Annotated in this window: 13 protein-coding genes and 3 pseudogenes; 2 read left to right on the top strand and 14 right to left on the bottom strand. The window is 55.3% G+C overall.

All coding sequences use genetic code 11. The features are described 5' to 3' along the window. Positions 1-66: 66 nt before the first annotated feature. The 9 genes and pseudogenes from M8013_RS21620 to M8013_RS21585 form a co-directional block, all read right to left on the bottom strand. Positions 67-612, bottom strand: a complete 546-nt coding sequence (locus tag M8013_RS21620; protein ID WP_271269809.1) for a hypothetical protein — start codon at positions 610-612, stop codon at positions 67-69. A 785-nt stretch (positions 613-1,397) separates the two neighbouring features. Then, positions 1,398-2,634: pseudogene (locus tag M8013_RS21615) on the bottom strand (M23 family metallopeptidase); the annotation flags it as partial. Between the two features lie 14 nt (positions 2,635-2,648). Beyond that, a pseudogene (locus M8013_RS21610) lies at positions 2,649-3,104 on the bottom strand (DUF2345 domain-containing protein); the annotation flags it as partial. 70 nt (positions 3,105-3,174) lie between these two features. Next, positions 3,175-3,312: pseudogene (locus M8013_RS23655) on the bottom strand (type VI secretion system tip protein VgrG); the annotation flags it as partial. Further along, positions 3,309-3,521: a hypothetical protein gene (locus M8013_RS21605; RefSeq protein WP_271269808.1), complete on the bottom strand. Its 213-nt coding sequence runs from the start codon at positions 3,519-3,521 to the stop codon at positions 3,309-3,311. The gene M8013_RS21605 and the pseudogene M8013_RS23655, both read right to left, overlap by 4 nt. A gap of 811 nt (positions 3,522-4,332) precedes the next feature. Beyond that, positions 4,333-5,151 carry a 4Fe-4S binding protein gene (locus M8013_RS21600; protein ID WP_271269807.1) on the bottom strand — a complete coding sequence of 273 codons (819 nt, stop codon included), beginning with the start codon at positions 5,149-5,151 and terminating at the stop codon, positions 4,333-4,335. A 56-nt stretch (positions 5,152-5,207) separates the two neighbouring features. Continuing rightward, on the bottom strand, positions 5,208-6,041 hold the full coding sequence (locus tag M8013_RS21595; RefSeq protein ID WP_271269806.1) for a dimethyl sulfoxide reductase anchor subunit family protein: 834 nt from the start codon (positions 6,039-6,041) through the stop codon (positions 5,208-5,210). After that, positions 6,034-6,666, bottom strand: a complete 633-nt coding sequence (locus M8013_RS21590) for a DMSO/selenate family reductase complex B subunit (protein ID WP_271269805.1) — start codon at positions 6,664-6,666, stop codon at positions 6,034-6,036. The genes M8013_RS21595 and M8013_RS21590 overlap by 8 nt, the downstream gene beginning before the upstream one ends. Continuing rightward, positions 6,650-9,049 carry a DMSO/selenate family reductase complex A subunit gene (locus M8013_RS21585; RefSeq protein ID WP_271269804.1) on the bottom strand — a complete coding sequence of 800 codons (2,400 nt, stop codon included), beginning with the start codon at positions 9,047-9,049 and terminating at the stop codon, positions 6,650-6,652. The genes M8013_RS21590 and M8013_RS21585 overlap by 17 nt, the downstream gene beginning before the upstream one ends. A gap of 293 nt (positions 9,050-9,342) precedes the next feature. Here M8013_RS21585 and M8013_RS21580 point away from each other — a divergent pair, with 293 nt between their 5' ends. Beyond that, entirely contained in the window at positions 9,343-10,953 is a 1,611-nt protein-coding gene (locus tag M8013_RS21580; protein WP_271269803.1) for an FAD-NAD(P)-binding protein, read from the top strand. Here the strand turns inward: M8013_RS21580 and M8013_RS21575 are convergent. The 5 genes from M8013_RS21575 to M8013_RS21555 form a co-directional block, all read right to left on the bottom strand. Next, complete coding sequence (locus M8013_RS21575) at positions 10,940-12,253, bottom strand: amidase family protein (RefSeq protein ID WP_271269802.1); 1,314 nt, start codon at positions 12,251-12,253, stop codon at positions 10,940-10,942. The genes M8013_RS21580 and M8013_RS21575 overlap by 14 nt on opposite strands. Before the next feature lie 55 nt (positions 12,254-12,308). Beyond that, a complete protein-coding gene (hisD, locus tag M8013_RS21570) occupies positions 12,309-13,619 on the bottom strand; it encodes a histidinol dehydrogenase (RefSeq protein WP_271269801.1) in 1,311 nt (436 codons plus the stop codon). Then, positions 13,616-14,758, bottom strand: coding sequence for a nuclear transport factor 2 family protein (locus M8013_RS21565; protein ID WP_271269800.1), 1,143 nt, complete (start codon positions 14,756-14,758; stop codon positions 13,616-13,618). The genes hisD and M8013_RS21565 overlap by 4 nt, the downstream gene beginning before the upstream one ends. A 132-nt stretch (positions 14,759-14,890) precedes the next feature. Further along, positions 14,891-15,862, bottom strand: coding sequence for a nuclear transport factor 2 family protein (locus M8013_RS21560; RefSeq protein WP_271269799.1), 972 nt, complete (start codon positions 15,860-15,862; stop codon positions 14,891-14,893). After that, positions 15,859-16,929 carry a LacI family DNA-binding transcriptional regulator gene (locus M8013_RS21555; RefSeq protein ID WP_271269798.1) on the bottom strand — a complete coding sequence of 357 codons (1,071 nt, stop codon included), beginning with the start codon at positions 16,927-16,929 and terminating at the stop codon, positions 15,859-15,861. Before M8013_RS21555 ends, M8013_RS21560 begins: the two co-directional genes overlap by 4 nt. Before the next feature lie 351 nt (positions 16,930-17,280). On the opposite strand from M8013_RS21555, the gene M8013_RS21550 reads away from it, so the two are divergent. Then, positions 17,281-18,519: an MFS transporter gene (locus M8013_RS21550; protein WP_271269797.1), complete on the top strand. Its 1,239-nt coding sequence runs from the start codon at positions 17,281-17,283 to the stop codon at positions 18,517-18,519. Positions 18,520-18,529: the final 10 nt, after the last annotated feature.

The raw sequence follows: 18,529 nt of genomic DNA, 5'->3' as shown, positions 1-18,529 counted from the left end.
CGCCCTCTTTCAGTTTATTTCCCTGTAGCCTTTAGACATTTTTCACCATTAACAAAGCCCAAAGCTTCACCAATTTACATCCATTGACTCGAAAAGTGACTCAACTTTATCTATAAAGAATATTTTATTTTTATGAGTGTATTTTATTGGCGTGGAACTATACACTGCAGCATAATTATCTTGCGAGTAAAAATATATGTCTCTGACGATAGTTATCGGCTTGTTATTTTTATCCTTGAAGAGGATATCAGAAACAACCACGCCGCCATTGTCCTTAGGGATAAATCTTATTTTTACAATCGGATTTAATGCTTCAATATATTTATAGTCTCTGCTCTGTTTTACAATGTCATGTATTGTGTTTTTTAATTCATCTATATCATACCCATATGACTTATTTGATTCATCCCATGTTAGATAGCTTGCTCCACCAGTTGGGTTTGCTTCTGAAGTCAGGTTGAATACATCTTTAATCCCTTTATACTGAATTGGAACTGATTTATCACGACAATCAGAATTAGAAGACGCTTGTTCAATGGCAGGGTAATTAAAACTTCCAGTATCAAACTCTATCGTCTTACAATAAATAATCAATGTTTCTTGCATAAGCATCAATAGCGGTCCCCATCGCCAAAATGACAACTAAAATTTTAATTTTCATACCTGCACCTTTAGCTTAGAAATTTAACATTATCATTTGGAGAAACACTATCATTTAAAGCGTAAAATGCGTGTTCAAAACAAGGCCATCGGATACCATCTAGCCCATTACTCCCGCCATTAACACACTTAGTAACAGCCTTGACTTCTGCATAGGTAGTTCCTTTATCGGCCCAGCAATGTATACTCAACGATCCCCAATTAACTAATTTTTTATTTTCCATCTTCATTCTTTGTTTCTGAACCCAATAGAAACCGCCTACATCACAACAATAGTAAGATGATGACATTAAATTACCCGCACCTTCTGAGCTTATGAATTTCGTGTCATCTCCTTTATACTTGCCATACAAACTATAATTATCCCTACCTGTAAGCTGTATAATTCCACGGCCTTTAAACTTAATACCATCTCCAACTTGATTGTTACCAAGTTTTCTAGCAAGTTCGTTTGTATTTTTGCGTTTTAAATCAAATTCAGGTTCGTATTTATCAAAATATGAATCCTTCCCTTTTTCTTCACATTCACTCACACGGCCAGTTTCGCAATAGATTTGCGATAAAAAGTGAGCAACTCTCATAGTGCTATTTACACCACAATTTCTCATTATCAACGCAAGACTTTTTCTCATTTCTGATGGACGGACTATGACTCCTGTCGATTTTTCTTTCTCTTGATTAAGATGCTCAATGACTGTTTTTTCCGTGAGCCGTCCTTCTTCTCTTAATGTAGATTCATTCTTTACTGTTTTTCTGATCGTTCTAATAAAGTCCTGTTCACTTAGCCAGTTACATTTTCGGACAAAACTAATGAATTCAACAGGGTGAAAGTGCCATAACCGACCAGAACTAAACGCTCCGGCATCAAAGCACAGCGCTTCTGCATGCTGTTTAAATTTGCCATAGTCTTCCTCACTCATCAGCGTTCGTTCATTTGATTCCTGCCTCCCGGGAACCTGCCATATGGCCGTTTTTTCTGAAGTACACAGCTCCCAGGGCAGACCGGTCATCAGCCATTTATACCTGGCATCTATTGTGCTTTTTTCCCACTCGAATGGTAAACAGCAGATAAGCCTGTTGCTTTGAGCTTCGTACCCGCCCAAAACGAAGCAACTCAAATCCGGCACTGGGGCTTTCCTTATAATTCCGCATAGCAGTTTTATAAAGATTGTATTCATAATCTTCACCATCGGCGTTAACCAGCGGCTCGCCCAGCAGATCATACTTCCCGACAGTCTGTGTATTCTTCTGTCGGGTCACCATCGTACAGTTGCCTTGTGCCAGAGTCATGCTGACATACAGAGGCGCACTACTGGTATACAGCTCAGAAAGCCCGGCCAGGGAAGTATTGTTATTTGCGGGTGCTTTGTCGTAAAACGTTGTTCCTGCTGGCAGATAAAAATGGATATCACCGTAAACCGCATCACTACGACCATCCTTCGAAATATCCAGTTCCTTCGTTTTTCGGCCAGTCAGTTTGCTGATGTTGTCATTATCACAGAAAACCTGGAAGTGAAATTCATTCTGGCCATCAGTCATACCGGAAGAGCCTAGCGGATCTTTACGGTAGATTTTGGCGTCAGCTTTTATCTCTGCTTCCAAAAACTTCAGATGCATATACAAAGAGTAAAAAACGACCTTACCGTCCTCTCCGGAACCAATTTCTGTCTCATGTTTCAATAAAACATAGCCATCATCCGTTCCCCTGACAGGGGCATATTTCAGTGGGATCTGGTCTCTTTTCTCTGGCGAGGAGGGCTTGCGGAACGATACCACCGTCCCGTCAGCGATTGCCCTTACTTTCTCCGACGTTGCGCCTGCATCCGTATGCAATATATGGATGCCCCCATGCCAGGACTCTGATGCATTGAGAGGATATCCCCGGCGAGGATTGACAGGCATCATCGCTTTAACCCACTCTGCGTCAGACTGAGTGGCATCTTTATCTCTCAGAAACGGAGGACTGATAATCATGTTGTGACTCCTTGTCAGGAAAAGCTGAATTTACTGGAAGATTCGGTCGTTTCAGGTGCCATATTCGGGAAGTCTTTTGGCTCATTGGCCTTATCTTTTCGTCCATAATGCCCAGCTTTGGTCCGGTAATCCCCCTGAGTGGCAGACTCAATGCCATTGGCATCAAGCGTGATATAACTTCCGCCCCCGTTAATCGTCACTTTTTTCTTCGCAGTAATATGAATTTCATCTTCGGTACTGGTGAGACTGAGTTCGCCGCGGGCGATCAGATCCATCAGGTCGTTCTGTGCCTGTACCTGCACCGGCCCCTGGTTCGCGATGAGCTTGATCCCAAACTTGCGAACAAACACGCTCAGGGCGTTACCTACCCCGATGAACAGATTTTTCACCACGCTGACGTCTGCATTTTTACCGGCAGTGGCTATCAGGTTCTGCCCGGCAGATACCTGCAGATGTTGTCCGCTGGTCAGGCCTTTCTCGTAACCCTGCTGGCTGTCGTAAAACTCCACCACATCGATATTGAGGCGCGTGTCGGTGGTGAAACGGAACCAGATAGCTGAAAGGCCGGCTCAGGGCTTCATCACCTTCAAACGCCAGCACATCGGGCTCGGCTTTACATCCCTTCACCGACAGCTGGTGATGGTTGTGGCTGAATCTGATCGGGGGATTGGTGCTCATGCGTGCACTCCTTGTGTACGGTCAAACTCCAGCCCGATCCCCTCTTCCTCATTCCAGCTAAGGCGGAACGACTGTGATTTCTGATGCCACTCGTAACGCGTGAGATCGCTTTCCTCCAGCTTCAGTAGGTTCAGCAGCTTAAACTGCCCGTGCTCGGGCAGAAATTTTGTATGAGTCAGGGTCAGGCACAGGGAGGCTGGATTTTCCATGAGATTCTCTTTTTATCAGTTCCGGACACGCTACCGCCCATCGCTTTCCTTATTCAAGGAACCCAAAGCGCATAAGGTCAGGCCAGCAGATTTATTTTTTTGCTGAATACCCGCCAAGACTGATATTCAGCAAAAAAAAGTAGATGGTTCAGTCTGCTCCGGGAATCGGGCTGTTTCAGTATTCACTAACATCCGCATATTCACGTTTAATCCAGTGAAAGAGATGCCCACGTTTTCATTGAAGACAAGCGGACTCATTTCCTGGCATAATTCCCGGGAAACGTTCAACCCTGAAGAATTTATGTGAGTTCTTTTTTGAAAACAGCGTTGTGGAGGAGAAAGATTTTCAGAGCACGTAATAACCTGTACATCGTCTGCATGGCGCGAAGTTGAGAGGTTGATGGCAACCTGTTAGGGCACGAAATCTTTCCTGCAACGTGGAAACTTCATTCTGGAATGTATCCGCCATAATAATCCCTTATCCTTAAAGAATAGTTGCCAGGCAAATCGTGTTTGTTGAAAAATGATATTAGAACAAGTTACTGCGATGAATCAACCAATTAACAGTCCATAAGTAGATCTCCCTTCAAAAAGTCACTTCCACTTTCAGATGACAAGTAATATTAAACAACCATTACATATACACAATATTTATTATTTACCTTGAATGAATTGACGAAGGTTCGGTTTTCGGGTTATTCCCCCCTGGTAGTTATACTCCGTTGAAACGCATATAGATGGGTGTATATATTTAAGAATTTTCGTTGGAAACTTCTTAAATACAGCCAATTCGACCATATGCAATAATAATTTACGCCTCTCGCATACCATAAATATGCCGCTGACAAACCGCACAGCGTTCCGTTTCCGGATCAAAGGTATAAAACTCCCGCTGGCAGCAACGGCAGGATTTCTGTATCGAGCTAAAGCGCAGCTCCCTGTTTTCACTCACCTGCTCGTCGATGCGTAAAGCATTCACGGGACAGACCACCGCGCAGCTGTTGCAGCCGGTACAGGATGACGACCAGAACGTCAGCGCCCCGTCGCTCAGGCGAAGCGCCTTCTCCCCACAGACCCTGCTACAGGCGCCACAGACCGTACACTGCGCGTGATCCAGCGACAGCTGATATTCGCTGACGACAAAAAATGCCTGACGACGGGCCCGACGCCCGGTCGGAACGGTGGCTGACTGCACACCCACTTCGCTGGCTTTGATAAAATGTCGGCGCGCCGTATTAATCGTTTTTTTCGGCGGCGGGAGGATCTGCCAGACCGGAATATTCAGCTCCCGAAGCCGGATATTCAGAGCCGCAACGGCGCGCACCCAGCCGGGAAACGTCTCGATATCCATTTCTACCGCCCGGATCCCCACCTGCTGATGCCACATCAACAACTCATCAACGAACGGCTCCAGCGTAGAAAACGGTGCAACCAGTGTCGATGCGCGAAAGCGACGGGTTTCAGGCTGGAGATGATCCAGCGCATCCGTCGGACAAACGAACAAACAACGGCCGCAGTGCAGGCATTCAGCCGCGTTAAGAGTTGGCGCGGTGTCCGTTGCGGTAATGGCCTGCACCGGGCATACCGCCACACAGGCCTGGCAGTCGTGGCGAGGAAGAAGTTTGTGCAAGCAGGCCCCCCCCACGCCGGGCGGCGCGGGGGGTTGCGTCAGGCGAAATAACGCCATCAGTTAATGCAGAAGAACATAAAGCGGAACAGCACTTCAGCCAGCACCAGCAGCAGACTGCCGACCATCAGCCCAACCTTGCGGTCGCGCCATGCGCTAATCGCAAACAACAGCGCGCCGAGAATGGACACTGCCCAGCTACACAGCCGCAGACCGCTTATCTGGGTGAAGATCGCCATCGGCTGGTGCGGCAGAGTGACCACCCCGCTCAGGCTGGCGCTCGCCAGATAGGCCATATAGTTCGGCAGCACCAGCAGACGAACCGCCAGTATCGTCACGACCACCACCGCCGCGACGCGCATCACTGTCTGACGCTCGTACGCCACCGACCTGACCTTCAACATCGGCAGCCATGCCAGCGCCGCCGCGCCCATCACCCCAACGGCACCATAAAACATCACCCAGGTGTTGAAGTGGCTCCAGGTGATGACGGCGGTATGGGCATAGATCGCGCTCATGCACCAGACATCGACCAGTCCCAGCACGGCAGCGACGGGCAGCAGCAGAGGAATTAGCTGTTTTCTGACCAGCATCATCAGCGTACACAGGCCCAACGCCGCCAGATACAGGCTGGCAAAGACAATTTCACGGCTCAACCATGAACTGGCGACATGACGCAGGGCATTAAACGCATTCAGCGGATAGCCGAGGTGCAGCGTAGAAATCACCAGCCCCAGGCCCCCGGCCATGCAGGCGATCAACATTCCCGGCAGAAGCTGGGTTTTCACCTCCGGCACGCGCGACGCCGCGCGGGCGGACAGGGTCAGGAAAAGGGTCATGCCAACCGAGCCCTGAACCAGCAGGGTAAACATCAGCAGCGGTAACTCATGCATGCGGCTGCTCCTCTTTCTCCGCGCCCTGATGCGGTTTAATCACAAGGCCTGGCCGGGTGATGGACGAATCCGGTAAGCCCTGCACGTCGCAAAGGTTGCCGTACTTCGCGCGCAGTTCATCAATCGGCCCGAACTGGATCGCCCCCAGCGGACAGGTTGCCACGCACATCGGCTGTTCGCCTTTGGCCTGCAAATCCACGCAGAAATCGCATTTTGACATCTGCCCGGCTTCCTCATTCATTTGCGGCGCGCCGTAGGGACAGGACCAGGCGCAATACCCGCAGCCGACGCATTTGGTGGTGTCAACGCGCACGATGCCATCCCCAGGGCGCTTATGCATCGCCGTGGTCGGGCAGTTTTTGGTGCAAATCGGATCCGCACAATGGTTGCAGGAGATCGACAGCGTGTACGCATAGACGTTATTCGCTAAGCCGCCCTGCCCGGTCGGGATAAACCCGCCCCCTTTCACCTCATAGACGCGACGAAAACGCCGTCCGACCTCGAGATTATTCTTGTCTTTACAGGCTACCTGGCAGGCCTTGCACCCGGAGCAACGCGACGAGTCAATGAAAAAGCCAAGCTGCTTATCGCTGACAGGTGGGTATTCCTTATACTGCTGACGCATACTTTGCGACCTCCACAAGCATGGTTTGATGAGAATTGCCTTTCGCAAGCGGGGTGATACGCGCCGAGCTCAGGACGTTGGCACAGCCACCGTGATCGACCCCCTCGGCATCGGGCTGCCACCAGGCCCCGGCCTGCATGGCGACGACGCCCGGCATAATGCGCACGGTGACCTCTGCCGGTACCTGGCAGATACCCCGCGCGTTGTGAATACGCACGGTATCGCCCTGGCGTATCCCGCGCTGTTGCGCATCGAGAGGGTTGATCCACAATTTCTGCACCTGCACTTCCTGCAGCCAGGGGTTGGCGTACTGCGTGGAGTTGGCGCGGTTTTTCCCTTTCCAGGTGATCAGCTGAAGCGGGAACTGCTTCGCGAGTGCATCTTCCGGGCCTTCATGCGCCGGAACGTAATGCGACAGCGCAGGGATTTCCGGGTTGTGCATGTCGTACAGACGCTGAGAGAAGATCTCAATTTTCCCGGACGGCGTCGGGAACGGGTGATTCTGCGGATCGCGAATGTTGTCTTCAAACGCCACGTACGGCTTACTTTTAAAGAGATGCTTGCGTTGTACCCGCAGTTCACTGAACGTAGGCAGATGTTCATCCGGCATCGACAGGCGGGTCTGCTCCCAGATATGTTCAATCCACTGCTGTTCGGTGCGGCCTTGGCTGAACTGTGATTCAATCCCCAGTTTAGCGGCGACCTCACGCTGCCAGTCATAGTCCGAGCGACGTTCAAACTCCGGCTCAATCAGCTTTTCAGACAGGATCAGGTAGCTTGCCGTGCCCCAGGTTTCGCCGATATTCCAGCGCTCCATAAAGCTGGTTTCCGGCAGCAGCAGATCCGCATAGCGGGCGCTCGGGGTCATGTAGAGATCGCTGGCGACGATAAACTCGATTTTTGACTCATCCTCCAGCACCTTCACCGCCTGGTGAAGATCCGGGTTCTGGTTTGCCAGATAGTTTCCCGCAAGGGAAAAGAGGATCCTAATATTGCTGTTGAGCGTCTCCGCCCCTTTCAGGCCCGCGTCAGCCGTCACCTTGCTGGCATCGTCGGCGGCCTGCACCCAGTTCATGATCGAGATACTCTCTTTGACCGGGTTATCCGGCATTTCCGGCCCTGCCGCGAACTTACGATTGCCGCAGCCGCCGTAGCCTGCCGCCCAGCCGCCTTTAATCCCGACGTTGCCGGTGAGGGTCGCCAGCAGCGTCGACCCGCGGGCGGTGCGCTCACCGCAGTTATGACGCTGCGGCCCCCAGCCCTGAATTAACGCCGCCGGTTTGGTGTTGGCATAGTCGCGCGCCAGCTGGCGGATCGTTTGCGCCGGAACATTGGTAATTTTTTCTGCCCACTCGGGGGTTTTAACCTGGCCGTCTTTGTCGCCCATCAGGTACGCCACCAGCGACTCGTTGGCGGGCACGCCTTCGGGCATAGAGGCTTCGTCAAAGCCGAGGGTATAGCGTTCGATAAAGGCTTTATCATGCAGATTTTCGCTGACAATGACGTACATCATCGCATCCATCAGCGCGTTGTCGGTCGACGGCAGCAGCGGGATCCACTCATCGGCCAGTGACGCTACGGTGTCGGAATAGCGCGGGTCGACGACGATAAAGCGCGTGCCGTTCTGTTTCATCTGCTGAAAATAGTGGTTGCTGTGACCAAAGATGGTTTCAGTCGGGTTGTGGCCCCACAGGATCACCAGCTTCGTCTCTGCCAGCGTATCCAGCGAGTTTCCGCTGGCGACCGCACCATAGGTATAGGGCGTGGCGGCGGCGGTGTTGCCCATGCTGACCGAGTGGTAATACTCCAGATAGCCACCGGTGAGGTTAAGCAGGCGGCGCATCATTTTATCCCCGGAGAAAGTGCCCCCACTGGTCGCGGTATTGTTATGCACAAAACGGCATGCCGGGCCATATTGAGCGGTGATCCGCTGCAGGTTGTTGGCGATGAGGGTCGTGGCTTCCTCCCAGGAGATACGTTCAAATTTGCCCTCCCCCCGTTTGCCCACGCGCTTCATCGGATACTTCAGGCGGTCCGGATGGTAAACAAACTTGCGATAGCTTCGGCCGCGCACGCAGGCGCGCATAATCGGCATCTGGGGATCCAACTCGCTATCCGGGCGAGTAGTGATCCGGGTAATCACCCCGTCTGCGACGTGGGCGCGGATATCGCATTTTCCGCCGCAGTCAAAGGTACTGCAGGTCTGGACGACGCGTTCTGCGGCGCCCGACGCCTGTGCGGTTTCAGGCGCATTGGCCTGCATGGCGAAGCTCTTACCGGACATCACAAACGGCAGCGTGACCAGCGCGGAGCCCGCTTTGAGCAAGCTTCTGCGCGTGATGGAGGGGAAGACGCTGTCCCGGTTTTCTTTTGGTTCTGACATGTTATTCCCTCTAAAAAAAGAGGGGTATTCTTCCTTATAATGCTTTAGAGGTACTTGATATGAATCAACTGAGGAAAATTGTCGCAGGCCGGTTGGGGTATTTTCATTTTATATATCAAAATCAATAAAATAGATGAATAATTCATATTAAATATATACATAGTAATGATGATTCACGGGACGCCATACCGCGCCAGTTGCTGATTCGCCGTTTTCGACCACACTTACTTTTCATGGATATGACGCGCATCGCCTGAAACGATGGCAGGCAATAATGATAAAGGGTGAGCATAATGAAAAGGATTGCCATTATTGGCGCAGGGCCGACCGGCATTTATACGCTGTATTCGCTGTTGAAAACCAGGACACCGCTTTGCATCTCAGTCTATGAGCAAGCAGACAAAGCCGGTGTGGGGATGCCCTACAGCGACGAAGACAACTCCAGACTGATGCTGGCCAATATCGCCAGTATCGAAATCCCGCCCCTGTTCTCGACCTATCTCGACTGGCTGCGCGCGCAAAATGATGCGCATCTGGCGCGCTACGGGGTGCAAAAAGCTACGCTGCACGACCGGCAATTTCTGCCGCGCATTCTGCTGGGTGAATATTTCCGCGACCAGTTTTTACTGCTGGTTGAGCGGGCCAGAGCCCAGGGGTTTGAGATCACCGTTCAGGAATCCTGTCCGGTTATCGACATTGCCGCCACGCCGGAGGGGGTGGATCTGTGGACGACGCACGATCCGCAGCCAACATCGTTCGACCTGGTAGCGATCGCCACCGGGCACGTCTGGCCGGAGGAAGACGCCTCATCGCGGGCCTTCTTCCCCAGCCCGTGGTCGGGGTTGATGGAGGCGACCATCGCGGCCGGTAACGTGGGCATTATGGGGACGTCGCTGAGCGGTCTGGACGCGGCGATGGCCGTGGCCATCCAGCACGGCACCTTTGACGAGTCCGATGCCGAGCAAATCCACTTCAGGCTGGATAAAGGCAGCGAGGCGCTGAAGATGGTGCTGATGTCCCGCTCGGGCATCCTGCCGGAAGCGGATTTCTACTGCCCGATCCCTTATGAGCCGTTAACCATTGCCACGGAATCCGCGATAGACGCGGCTATCGAGGCGGGCTCTGAGGGGCTACTCGAGCGCATTTTTCAGCTGATGGTGGCGGAACTGCAGCACGCCGATCCGGCCTGGAGCGACGCTATCGCGCTGCACACCCTCACGGCCGACACGCTTCGCGAGGCCTGGTTTGCCGACCGGGAAAAGCACGGCCCGTTCCGCTGGGCGGTGTCGAATCTCGATGAAGTGGAACGCAACAAGCGCGACAAACGCACGGTGCCGTGGCGCTACACCATCCTGCGCCTGCACGAGGCCGTAGAGAAAATTGTCCCTCATCTTAACGAACAGGATCGGGAGCGCTTTAACGCCGGACTGGCGCGGGTGTTTATCGACAACTATGCGGCCATTCCGTCGCGATCGATTCGCCGGCTGCTGGCCCTGCGCGAGGCGGGCGTAATCAGCATTCTGACGTTAGGTGCGGATTATGAAATGGCGCTAAAAACAGATCGAACGGTGATTAACGCCCAGGGCAACAGCTGGTCGTTCGATACCTTTATCGACGCCCGCGGGCAGAAGCCGCTCAAAACCAAAGACCTGCCGTTCCCGGTGTTGCGCAAGCAGCTCGAGTCTGCCGGAGAAGAGATCCCGGACGTCGGCGAGGATTACACCCTCCTCGCACCGGAATACCTGCGGGGTAAAATTGCCTTTGGTGCGCTGCCCTACCTGATGCACGACCGCCCCTTTGTGCAGGGGCTGGTGGTGAGTGCCGAAATCGGTGAGGCGATCGCGAAAGCCGCCGTCCAGCCCGCCTCGAGGGCGCGCAGACGGCTGCCGTTTATCGCGGACTAAAGGCCGTTTCGCAAGCGGCGGCCAGCGCCAGCAGCGGGGATTCATCCTCGGCGGTCGAGAGGATTTCGAGCCCCACCGGGAAGTTGTTTCGCGTTCTTGCGCAGGGGAGCGTAATCGCCGCAAAGCCGCTGATGGCCGCCAGCTCGGGCGCGTGGCCGGGCGGCATTTTTTGCAGGCTGTCCGGCAAGCGACACACCGTCGGGTAGAGAAACGCGTCAATGCGTCCCTGCTCCGCCGCCTGCGCCAGCGCCGTGCGTAATGCCCGCCGCAAACGCCGTCCGGCGAGCCATTCCGGGGTTTTTAGCGTGCTGGAGGACAACATGCGGGTCAGCAGCGGCAAGAACTCCGGTAAACATTGCCCGGAGGCGACGAGGGTCTGAAGATCGCGCGGGGCGCCGGGATGATTTTGCAACCAGCCGTCGAAGGCCACGCGAAACTCATACAGGCTCAGGCAGGTCGCCATTTCCACGTCACGCAGCAGTGGAATGTCCACTTCCACCACCACCGCGCCATGCAGCCTCAGCCTGGCGATAGCGGCGTGCCAGGCCTCAAGCTGATGCGGATCGTCACCTTCGAGGGCGCGGATCGTGCCAAATCGTACTCCTTTCAATGACACGCTTTCCACGGTTGACGGCGCATGCCCGTGAATAATCCCGTGCAGCAAGGCGGCATCCTGCACGCAGTGGACCATCGGCCCCACCGTATCTTTACTTAGCGACAGCGGCGCAATGCCCTGCATTTGTTCCCGACGCACTCGCGGCCGTAACCCCACCAGCCCGGTATAGCTGCACGGAATACGAATCGAGCCGCCGGTATCGGTGCCCAACGCCCCGTCTGCCATCCCTGCCGCCACCGCCGCAGCGCTGCCGCCACTAGAGCCTCCGGCGGTCACACTCGGGAACAGCGGGTTGCGCACGTCGCCCCCGAGCGAGCTGCGGGAGCGGACGTCAAAGGCAAACTCGGACATATTCGCGCGCGCCAGAATAATGGCCCCGGCATCGCGCAACCGGCGAACCACCTGCGCATCGGCTGTCGGCCGCAGCGCATGCAGGGCCGAACAGCCCAACGTCAGCGGCAGTCCGGCACAGGCGATATTATCTTTCACAATCAACGGCACGCCGTGTAATGGCCCGGTAGGCTCTCCGCGACGCCGTCGCGTTTGACACTGCTGCGCCTGCGCCAGCGCGTGCGGATTAATCCCCAGAATGGCATTCAGATCCGCTCGGCTTTCTATAATGGCCAGCCGTCGGGTTATCTCCTCGGGGCAATCTGCCGGAGGGATCAGCCGTTTGTTTCGCATCGTGTTCCCTTAATCAATGCCGGAGGCCAGGCCAGTGCCCGGCCTCCCGTCGCATTTAGTCCCGTAAGCCGGACGTAATGGCGTCGAGTGCTTCTGGACGCAGGCGGATTTCCGCGGCGCGACGGTGCCCCTGCATCCCCTCGGTGCGGCTCTGGCGGATAGCAGGCTCGGCAATCGCCGCAATCCCGTGATCGTCAATCCACTGATGGGTACAAATTTTGACGTAGGCTCCGATCCACAGTCCCCCGGTATAGCGCGCGGCCGCCATGGTCGGCAAGGTATGGTTGGTGCCGCAGCATTTATCCGAGAACACCACGCTGGCGTTCTGGCCGATAAACAGCGATCCGTAGTTACGGATTTTCGCGGCCGTGCTGTGCGGATCCCGGGTATGCACCTGCAGATGCTCGGTCGCCATATAATCGGCAAAGGCAATCAGCTGTTCTTCATTGTCGCAGACCACAATTTCACCCTGACGACGCCAGGCAACGCCCGCCGTGGCGGCAGTGGGTAATGTCGTCAGCTGGCGCTCAATTTCTGCCAGCGTTCCCTCGGCCAGCGCCCTGCTGCTGGTCGCCAGCCCGACGCGGGTGTGGACATCATGCTCCGCCTGCGCCAGCAGATCGGCGGCAATAATGCGCGCATCGGCGCTGTCATCGGCGACGGTGAAGATCTCGCTCGGCCCGGCGAGCGCATCGATGCCCACTTTGCCGAACACCTGACGCTTGGCCTCGTTCACAAAGGCATTGCCCGGCCCGACAATTTTATCCACCACCGGGACACTGTCGGTGCCCCAGGCCATCGCCGCAATCGCCTGCGCGCCGCCGATTTTAAAGATCCGGTGCGCACCGGCGAGGTGACAGACCGCAATCATCGCCGGATGCGCCGCCGGCGGCAGACAGGCAATGATCTGCTCGCAGCCCGCCACCGTCGCCGGCACGATCGACATCACCGGCGCGGAGAGGATCGGGTAGCGACCACCCGGTACGTAACAGCCCACCGTCTGCACCGGGATAATACGATGGCCCAGATGCACGCCCGGCAGGGTTTCGACTTCCAGCGGCAGCATGGTGGCAAGCTGCGCCTGGGCAAAACGGCGCACCTGGGCAATGGCAAACTCGCTGTCGCGGCGGGTCTGCGGATCCATCTCGCGCAGCGCGGTTTCAATCTCTTCGGCGCTGACTTCAAACTGCGCCGGTACAACCTTATCAAACTGCTGCGAGTAGTCTTTCAGGGCGGCGTCGCCTTCACGCTTGACGCGTTCAATAATGGCGCTGACGGTGTCGGTTAACGACTTATCGGCCTGCGCATCCTGCCCCTGCGGACGTTTCAGCCAGCTGACCTGGTCAACAATCGATTGAGCTGTCATTGCGCATCCTCCATTTGACCCAGTTTGATTTGCGCCAGCAGCGCCAGGTGATCGTAAACCACCCACTCGTCGACGATTTTGCCGTTGATGATGTGATAGTGAGACATGCCCATCACGAACAGGCGTTCACCGGTTGGTTTACCCAGCTCGCCGTAGCCCAGATGGTGGCCTTCCATAATCCAGCGAACCGCGACTTTGGTGCCGCCTTCTTCGCACGGGTTGGAGCAGATATGCTGCGGCAGCCAGGCGCCGTCGGGGATCATGCCGATCAGGGCCAGCGTCTGGTGGGTCACCGACGCCACGCCGTACAGCTCTTTCATCAGCGGACCGTGCCACTGCACGTTTGGCGCATACACCTCTTTGATCTTGCCGAGCATCCGGCGGTTGTAAATTTCGTGCAGCCAGCGCAGGCACTGCTCTTCGGTGTCGGTATGGGCGATGGAGACGTCGCAGACCATTTCCGGTGGATACTGACCCAGCATGCGGCCATTTTCGCCGATGTCGGTGACGCGGAAGCCCTTGTCGAACTGCTCTTTCGCCATGTTAAAGGCCACTTCGTCGGTGTTCAGCCCGAGCTGTTTCATCAGGGACATGTTGTCGCTGACCACCCACTCCCGGTAGATTTTGTTTTCGTGGATCATACAGTCGGCCACGGTGCGGGTGACGAAGGTGCGGTTGGTCGGCCTGCCCAGATGGCTGAACTGGGTGTGACGCCCGCTGCCGGTCACCAGGTGCGAGGTATAGAACCCGTCGACGTCGTTACCGTTCCAGATAACCTGGGTGGCCATACCACGACGCTCCGGGAAAGCAACTAAACGCTGCAGGGTGTCCTGCACTACCTGCTCGCGGTTATACAGCGTGCCCAGCGCGTTATATAAAATACAGTTGTGCGTATAGTGGGTGTAAATTAAGCCCACGTCGCGTTCATCCCATATTTTGTGGGTGCAGCGAACGATATAATCGACAATATCGGTATAGCAATCATCAAAGCCACGTAATGATTGCGCGCGGGGACGTTTTTCCGGCACCAAATCAATAAAGTCCCGACGTTCAACCTGTAATACCGGTTCGTCACGGGTTGATTTGTTATTTTTTTCAGGTACGGCTGGCGCTTTATTTGTTGCTTCGGTTGAAGACATATAAACTCCTGCATCTATTTTCAGACAATACGATCCCGCACCCGGAATGGATGGAGAAAAGAACCGCAATTCGCATTGCGGCGGATTTAAATCACGTTACGGATAAGTCATATTACGGAGGCGAACCTCCGTTTAATTAACGAGTTGCGACCAAACAGCTAATTCATCAATGCCGAGATATTCGCGAATAATTAACCCGTCGCGCAATTCAAGCTGGCTGATACCGGTGATCGACACCGGTTTGCGGGTCGGTACGCCAAATTTCCCGTAGCCGTCGTGCCAGGTCAGCAACGACCAGCGCAGCGAGATGCGCACCGGCTCGTTGGCATCCCGGCGCACAATCAGGTGGTGAAGCTGCACTTCGCTGTCGGCGAACGAGGCCCGGTAGCCCGACAGCAGCGCGGCGATTTCCTGCTCCCCGGTGCCGATGCAGTGCCCCGGCGCATACAGGGTGGCGGCCGGATGATACAGGCCCGGCACGGTGCCGCTGTTGCCGCCTGCCCACATCGTCAGATAACGCTCGACGACGCCCGCGATCGGTCCCTCGACGTCATCGCCTTCTGGCCCACCAGCCCAGCGAGCATCCAGCGTCTCGGCGGCTTCACGCTGAATGCCGAGCTGCTGCTGCATATTTGCCAGATTACGCGCAAACTCCTGCACGTTGAGCCCCAGCTGCGCCACAATCGCCGCCCGGTCCTGCAGCAGCCACTCCTGGCGCACCGCGCCGTCGGCGCAGATCCTGTCTGCCCAGGTGCGCACCCAGACAGTTTTCCCGGTCGGCGTACCGAAGAACCCTTCCCCCTGATGGCGAATGCAGGCGATCGTCCGCTGGGCGGCATAGTATTCTTCCCCCGGATTGCGGGTCGCCAGGATGTCCTCGGTCAGCACGGTGCGCTGAGGGAAGCTGTGCATCGCCTCCAGGGTTAAGCGCATAAACTGGGAGAGCTCGTTGAGCTGTTTTTCCGGGGTGATGAACACCACCGGCGTGGCGTAAAAGTCGGCGAGCTGGCCGATATCTTTCTGCTCCCAGACCACGTGGGTCAGGGTCAGAATAAACTGTTGAATGGAGTCGAACTGGGGGCTAAAGCCCGGCAATTTGCTCATTTGTCCTCCTGCGTCTGGAACACCACTTTCCCGTTTTCTTCGACCACACCCGCCTGCGGACGGCGTGCAGAGTGCCGGACCACCAGCGTGCCTGGCACGGTGATCTGTTCAGGCTCAATATTTCCGCTGTCGATTTGCTTCATCAGCAGCTCAACCGTCGCCGTCACCATCGCCTCTACCGGCTGCGACGCGGAGGTCAACGCATACGACGACCAGCCGGATGGCCCGATATCGTCGTAACCAATAACCGAAACGTCCTCCGGGACGCGCAGGCCAAACTCGTAGCGCGCCACGTCCATCACGATCACCGCCATGTGATCGTTGGCGACAAAAATGGCGTCCGGTGCGGGCGAGGCAGAAAAGAGCGCGTACGCCGCGCGGGTGGTTTCCCGGGCATCGTAATTGCCGTTAACCACCCGGACATCGTTGATGCCCTGCTCCTGCAGCGCGGCCAGATACCCCCGCTGGCGGGCGATGTTGACCGACGAATCCGCCACGCCGCCCACCCAGGCAAACCGCTGATGCCCTGCCGCCAGGAAAAACTCGGCAATCTGACGGGCCGCCGCTTCGTTGTTACTGTTGACGCTGGATGTCATCCCACTTTCGTCGCTGCGGTTAAACAGCACCACCGGGATCCCGGCGGCGAGACACTCCTGCGACAAATCAAGCGACAGCGTGACCGAGGCCAGCACAATGCCGTCCACCCGGTACTGCATGATCTGGTCGAAAATGCGGTCGACGTTGCCCTCTCTGTCACCGACAAACAGCAGCAGGTGATAGTTGAGGGTATCCAGTTTTTGCGCCAGCGCCTCAAGGACCTGCGGATAAAACGGGTTATCAAAATAGGAGATCACCACCCCGATGATCCGCGAGCGGGCGGTGTTCAGCGAGCGGGCTATCGCATTCGGACGATAGCCCAGCTCGCGCGCTGCCTTGAGCACTTTCTCACGCGTGGCCGGCGAGATACTCGCCCCCGGCGTGAAGGTGCGGGACACCGCTGATTGTGATACTCCCGCCAGCTGAGCCACCTGCTGAGAGGTCACCGCCGTAAAAGTCTTACGTTTCATTGCCGTTTGTTCCTTATCCCTGTTACTTCCCGATTCTGGCACATTTTTCAACAAGATATCGCGATGACCTGGCGATCTACCCCGTTCTGGCTGCCTCAGGAAGCGGGTACTTTTTAGTCTTACACCATCTTTGCATGCGTATGCAACAGCCTAAATTATTTTTTCACAATGGTGACAAACAACCTTTACAAAATTGAAACCTTTTCGTAACTTCAATTTTTGAATACGTATGCAGAGCAGTTTCACACCGTCAATTGTACCGGGCAAATTGGGCAGTCATCAAAAGGATTGAGCCGGTAAACGTTGTACTTGATTGGTTATAACCCATTGCTTATTAAGAGGTTCACAACCATGTTTCGAGCACTGTTACGCCGACCGGAAGCCCGGCTGTTTTTCATCATCAGCGTGTTATTTTTTATCTGTATCCACAGCATCGATGCGTTTCTGGCCCCGATGATGATTAACCAGGGGATGGAACCGCAGGTGATGGGCATCATCATGGGGGCCAGCGGGCTGGCCACGCTGCTGATCCGTTTTCCACTGGGGATCATCTCCGACGTGGTGAAAAGCCGAAAAATCTTTATTCAGGTTGCGCTACTCCTGCCGATTATCGCCTGGCCACTGGCCTGGCTCGAGCCTAACGCCCTCACCCTGTATCTGGCCAAAGCGGCAGACGGCGTCACCGCCGCCACCTGGGTGCTGTATAACATCCTGTTTATGCGCTACTTTGACCGCAAAGACGCCCCCGCCGCCGTGGCCTTTCTGGCGCTGGCAGGGCCGATCGGGGTGTTCCTCGGCAACTGCATCGGCGGCTTGTTGATTCACTATTTTGCCAACAACATCGCCTTTTTTGTCTCCTGCGTATCAGCGCTGGTGGCGCTGTTCCTCACCACCCGCATTCGCGATGTGCACGACCCGGTAAAAGCCCCGTCGCTGAAAGCCTGTATCGCCGGGGCGCGCCTGCAGCTCGCCGACCGTTCGGTATGGCTGATTGGCATTCTGGCGACCCTCGTGATCCTGGTGCCTTTTGCGACCCGCGACACGCTGACGCCCATTTACGCCGAGCAGCTGGGCGGCCGGGCCGGGATCCTGACCCTGCTGAGCAATATTCATCTGATCTTCTACGCGCTGGCGATTGCCCTGTGCAGCAGCGTGTTTTACCAGCGCCTGGGCCTGATGAAGACGGCGTTACTGGGGATTATGCTGCAGGTGGTGTCGACGTTTGGCATTCCGTTCACCAGCAATATGTACGTTATCTATCTGCTGCAGGCGCTGGCCGGTTTCTCCTTCGGGATGGCGTTCGCCGCATTTATGTCCCTGAGCGTGGTCAACACCACCTCCGATGAACAGTCCACCCGCATGGGCTTGTTCCAGACCATTTACTCCTGCGGCATGTTTGCCGGGCCGGTGATCATGGGGGTGATGATGCAGCACATTAACCTCTCTTCCGGGTATCTGTTTATTGCCGCCCTCTCGGTGGTGGCTGCGATTGCGACTCCGCTTTCCGTCCGCTGGGTTAATTCACGTAAAACACCCCCGAGTGCAGAATTAACGCTTAATAGTTCCCTCGCGCCCGCGCGCGACCAATAAATTGCAGCAT

The sequence above is a fragment of the Silvania confinis genome, from assembly GCF_025564085.1.
GTDB classification, from domain to species: Bacteria; Pseudomonadota; Gammaproteobacteria; order Enterobacterales; family Enterobacteriaceae; genus Enterobacter; species Enterobacter confinis.
This window is presented reverse-complemented; position numbering and strand designations above follow the sequence as displayed.

Excerpts from the sequence above, each read along its gene's own strand:
- M8013_RS21555 (WP_271269798.1), bottom strand. The coding sequence starts at position 16,929 with ATGAAACGTAAGACTTTTACGGCGGTGACCTCTCAGCAGGTGGCTCAG.
- M8013_RS21595 (WP_271269806.1), bottom strand. The coding sequence starts at position 6,041 with ATGCATGAGTTACCGCTGCTGATGTTTACCCTGCTGGTTCAGGGCTCG.
- M8013_RS21620 (WP_271269809.1), bottom strand. The coding sequence starts at position 612 with ATGCTTATGCAAGAAACATTGATTATTTATTGTAAGACGATAGAGTTT.
- M8013_RS21585 (WP_271269804.1), bottom strand. The coding sequence starts at position 9,049 with ATGTCAGAACCAAAAGAAAACCGGGACAGCGTCTTCCCCTCCATCACG.
- M8013_RS21575 (WP_271269802.1), bottom strand. The coding sequence starts at position 12,253 with ATGCGAAACAAACGGCTGATCCCTCCGGCAGATTGCCCCGAGGAGATA.
- M8013_RS21580 (WP_271269803.1), top strand. The coding sequence starts at position 9,343 with ATGAAAAGGATTGCCATTATTGGCGCAGGGCCGACCGGCATTTATACG.
- M8013_RS21560 (WP_271269799.1), bottom strand. The coding sequence starts at position 15,862 with ATGAGCAAATTGCCGGGCTTTAGCCCCCAGTTCGACTCCATTCAACAG.
- M8013_RS21565 (WP_271269800.1), bottom strand. The coding sequence starts at position 14,758 with ATGTCTTCAACCGAAGCAACAAATAAAGCGCCAGCCGTACCTGAAAAA.
- M8013_RS21590 (WP_271269805.1), bottom strand. The coding sequence starts at position 6,666 with ATGCGTCAGCAGTATAAGGAATACCCACCTGTCAGCGATAAGCAGCTT.
- hisD (WP_271269801.1), bottom strand. The coding sequence starts at position 13,619 with ATGACAGCTCAATCGATTGTTGACCAGGTCAGCTGGCTGAAACGTCCG.
- M8013_RS21550 (WP_271269797.1), top strand. The coding sequence starts at position 17,281 with ATGTTTCGAGCACTGTTACGCCGACCGGAAGCCCGGCTGTTTTTCATC.
- M8013_RS21605 (WP_271269808.1), bottom strand. The coding sequence starts at position 3,521 with ATGGAAAATCCAGCCTCCCTGTGCCTGACCCTGACTCATACAAAATTT.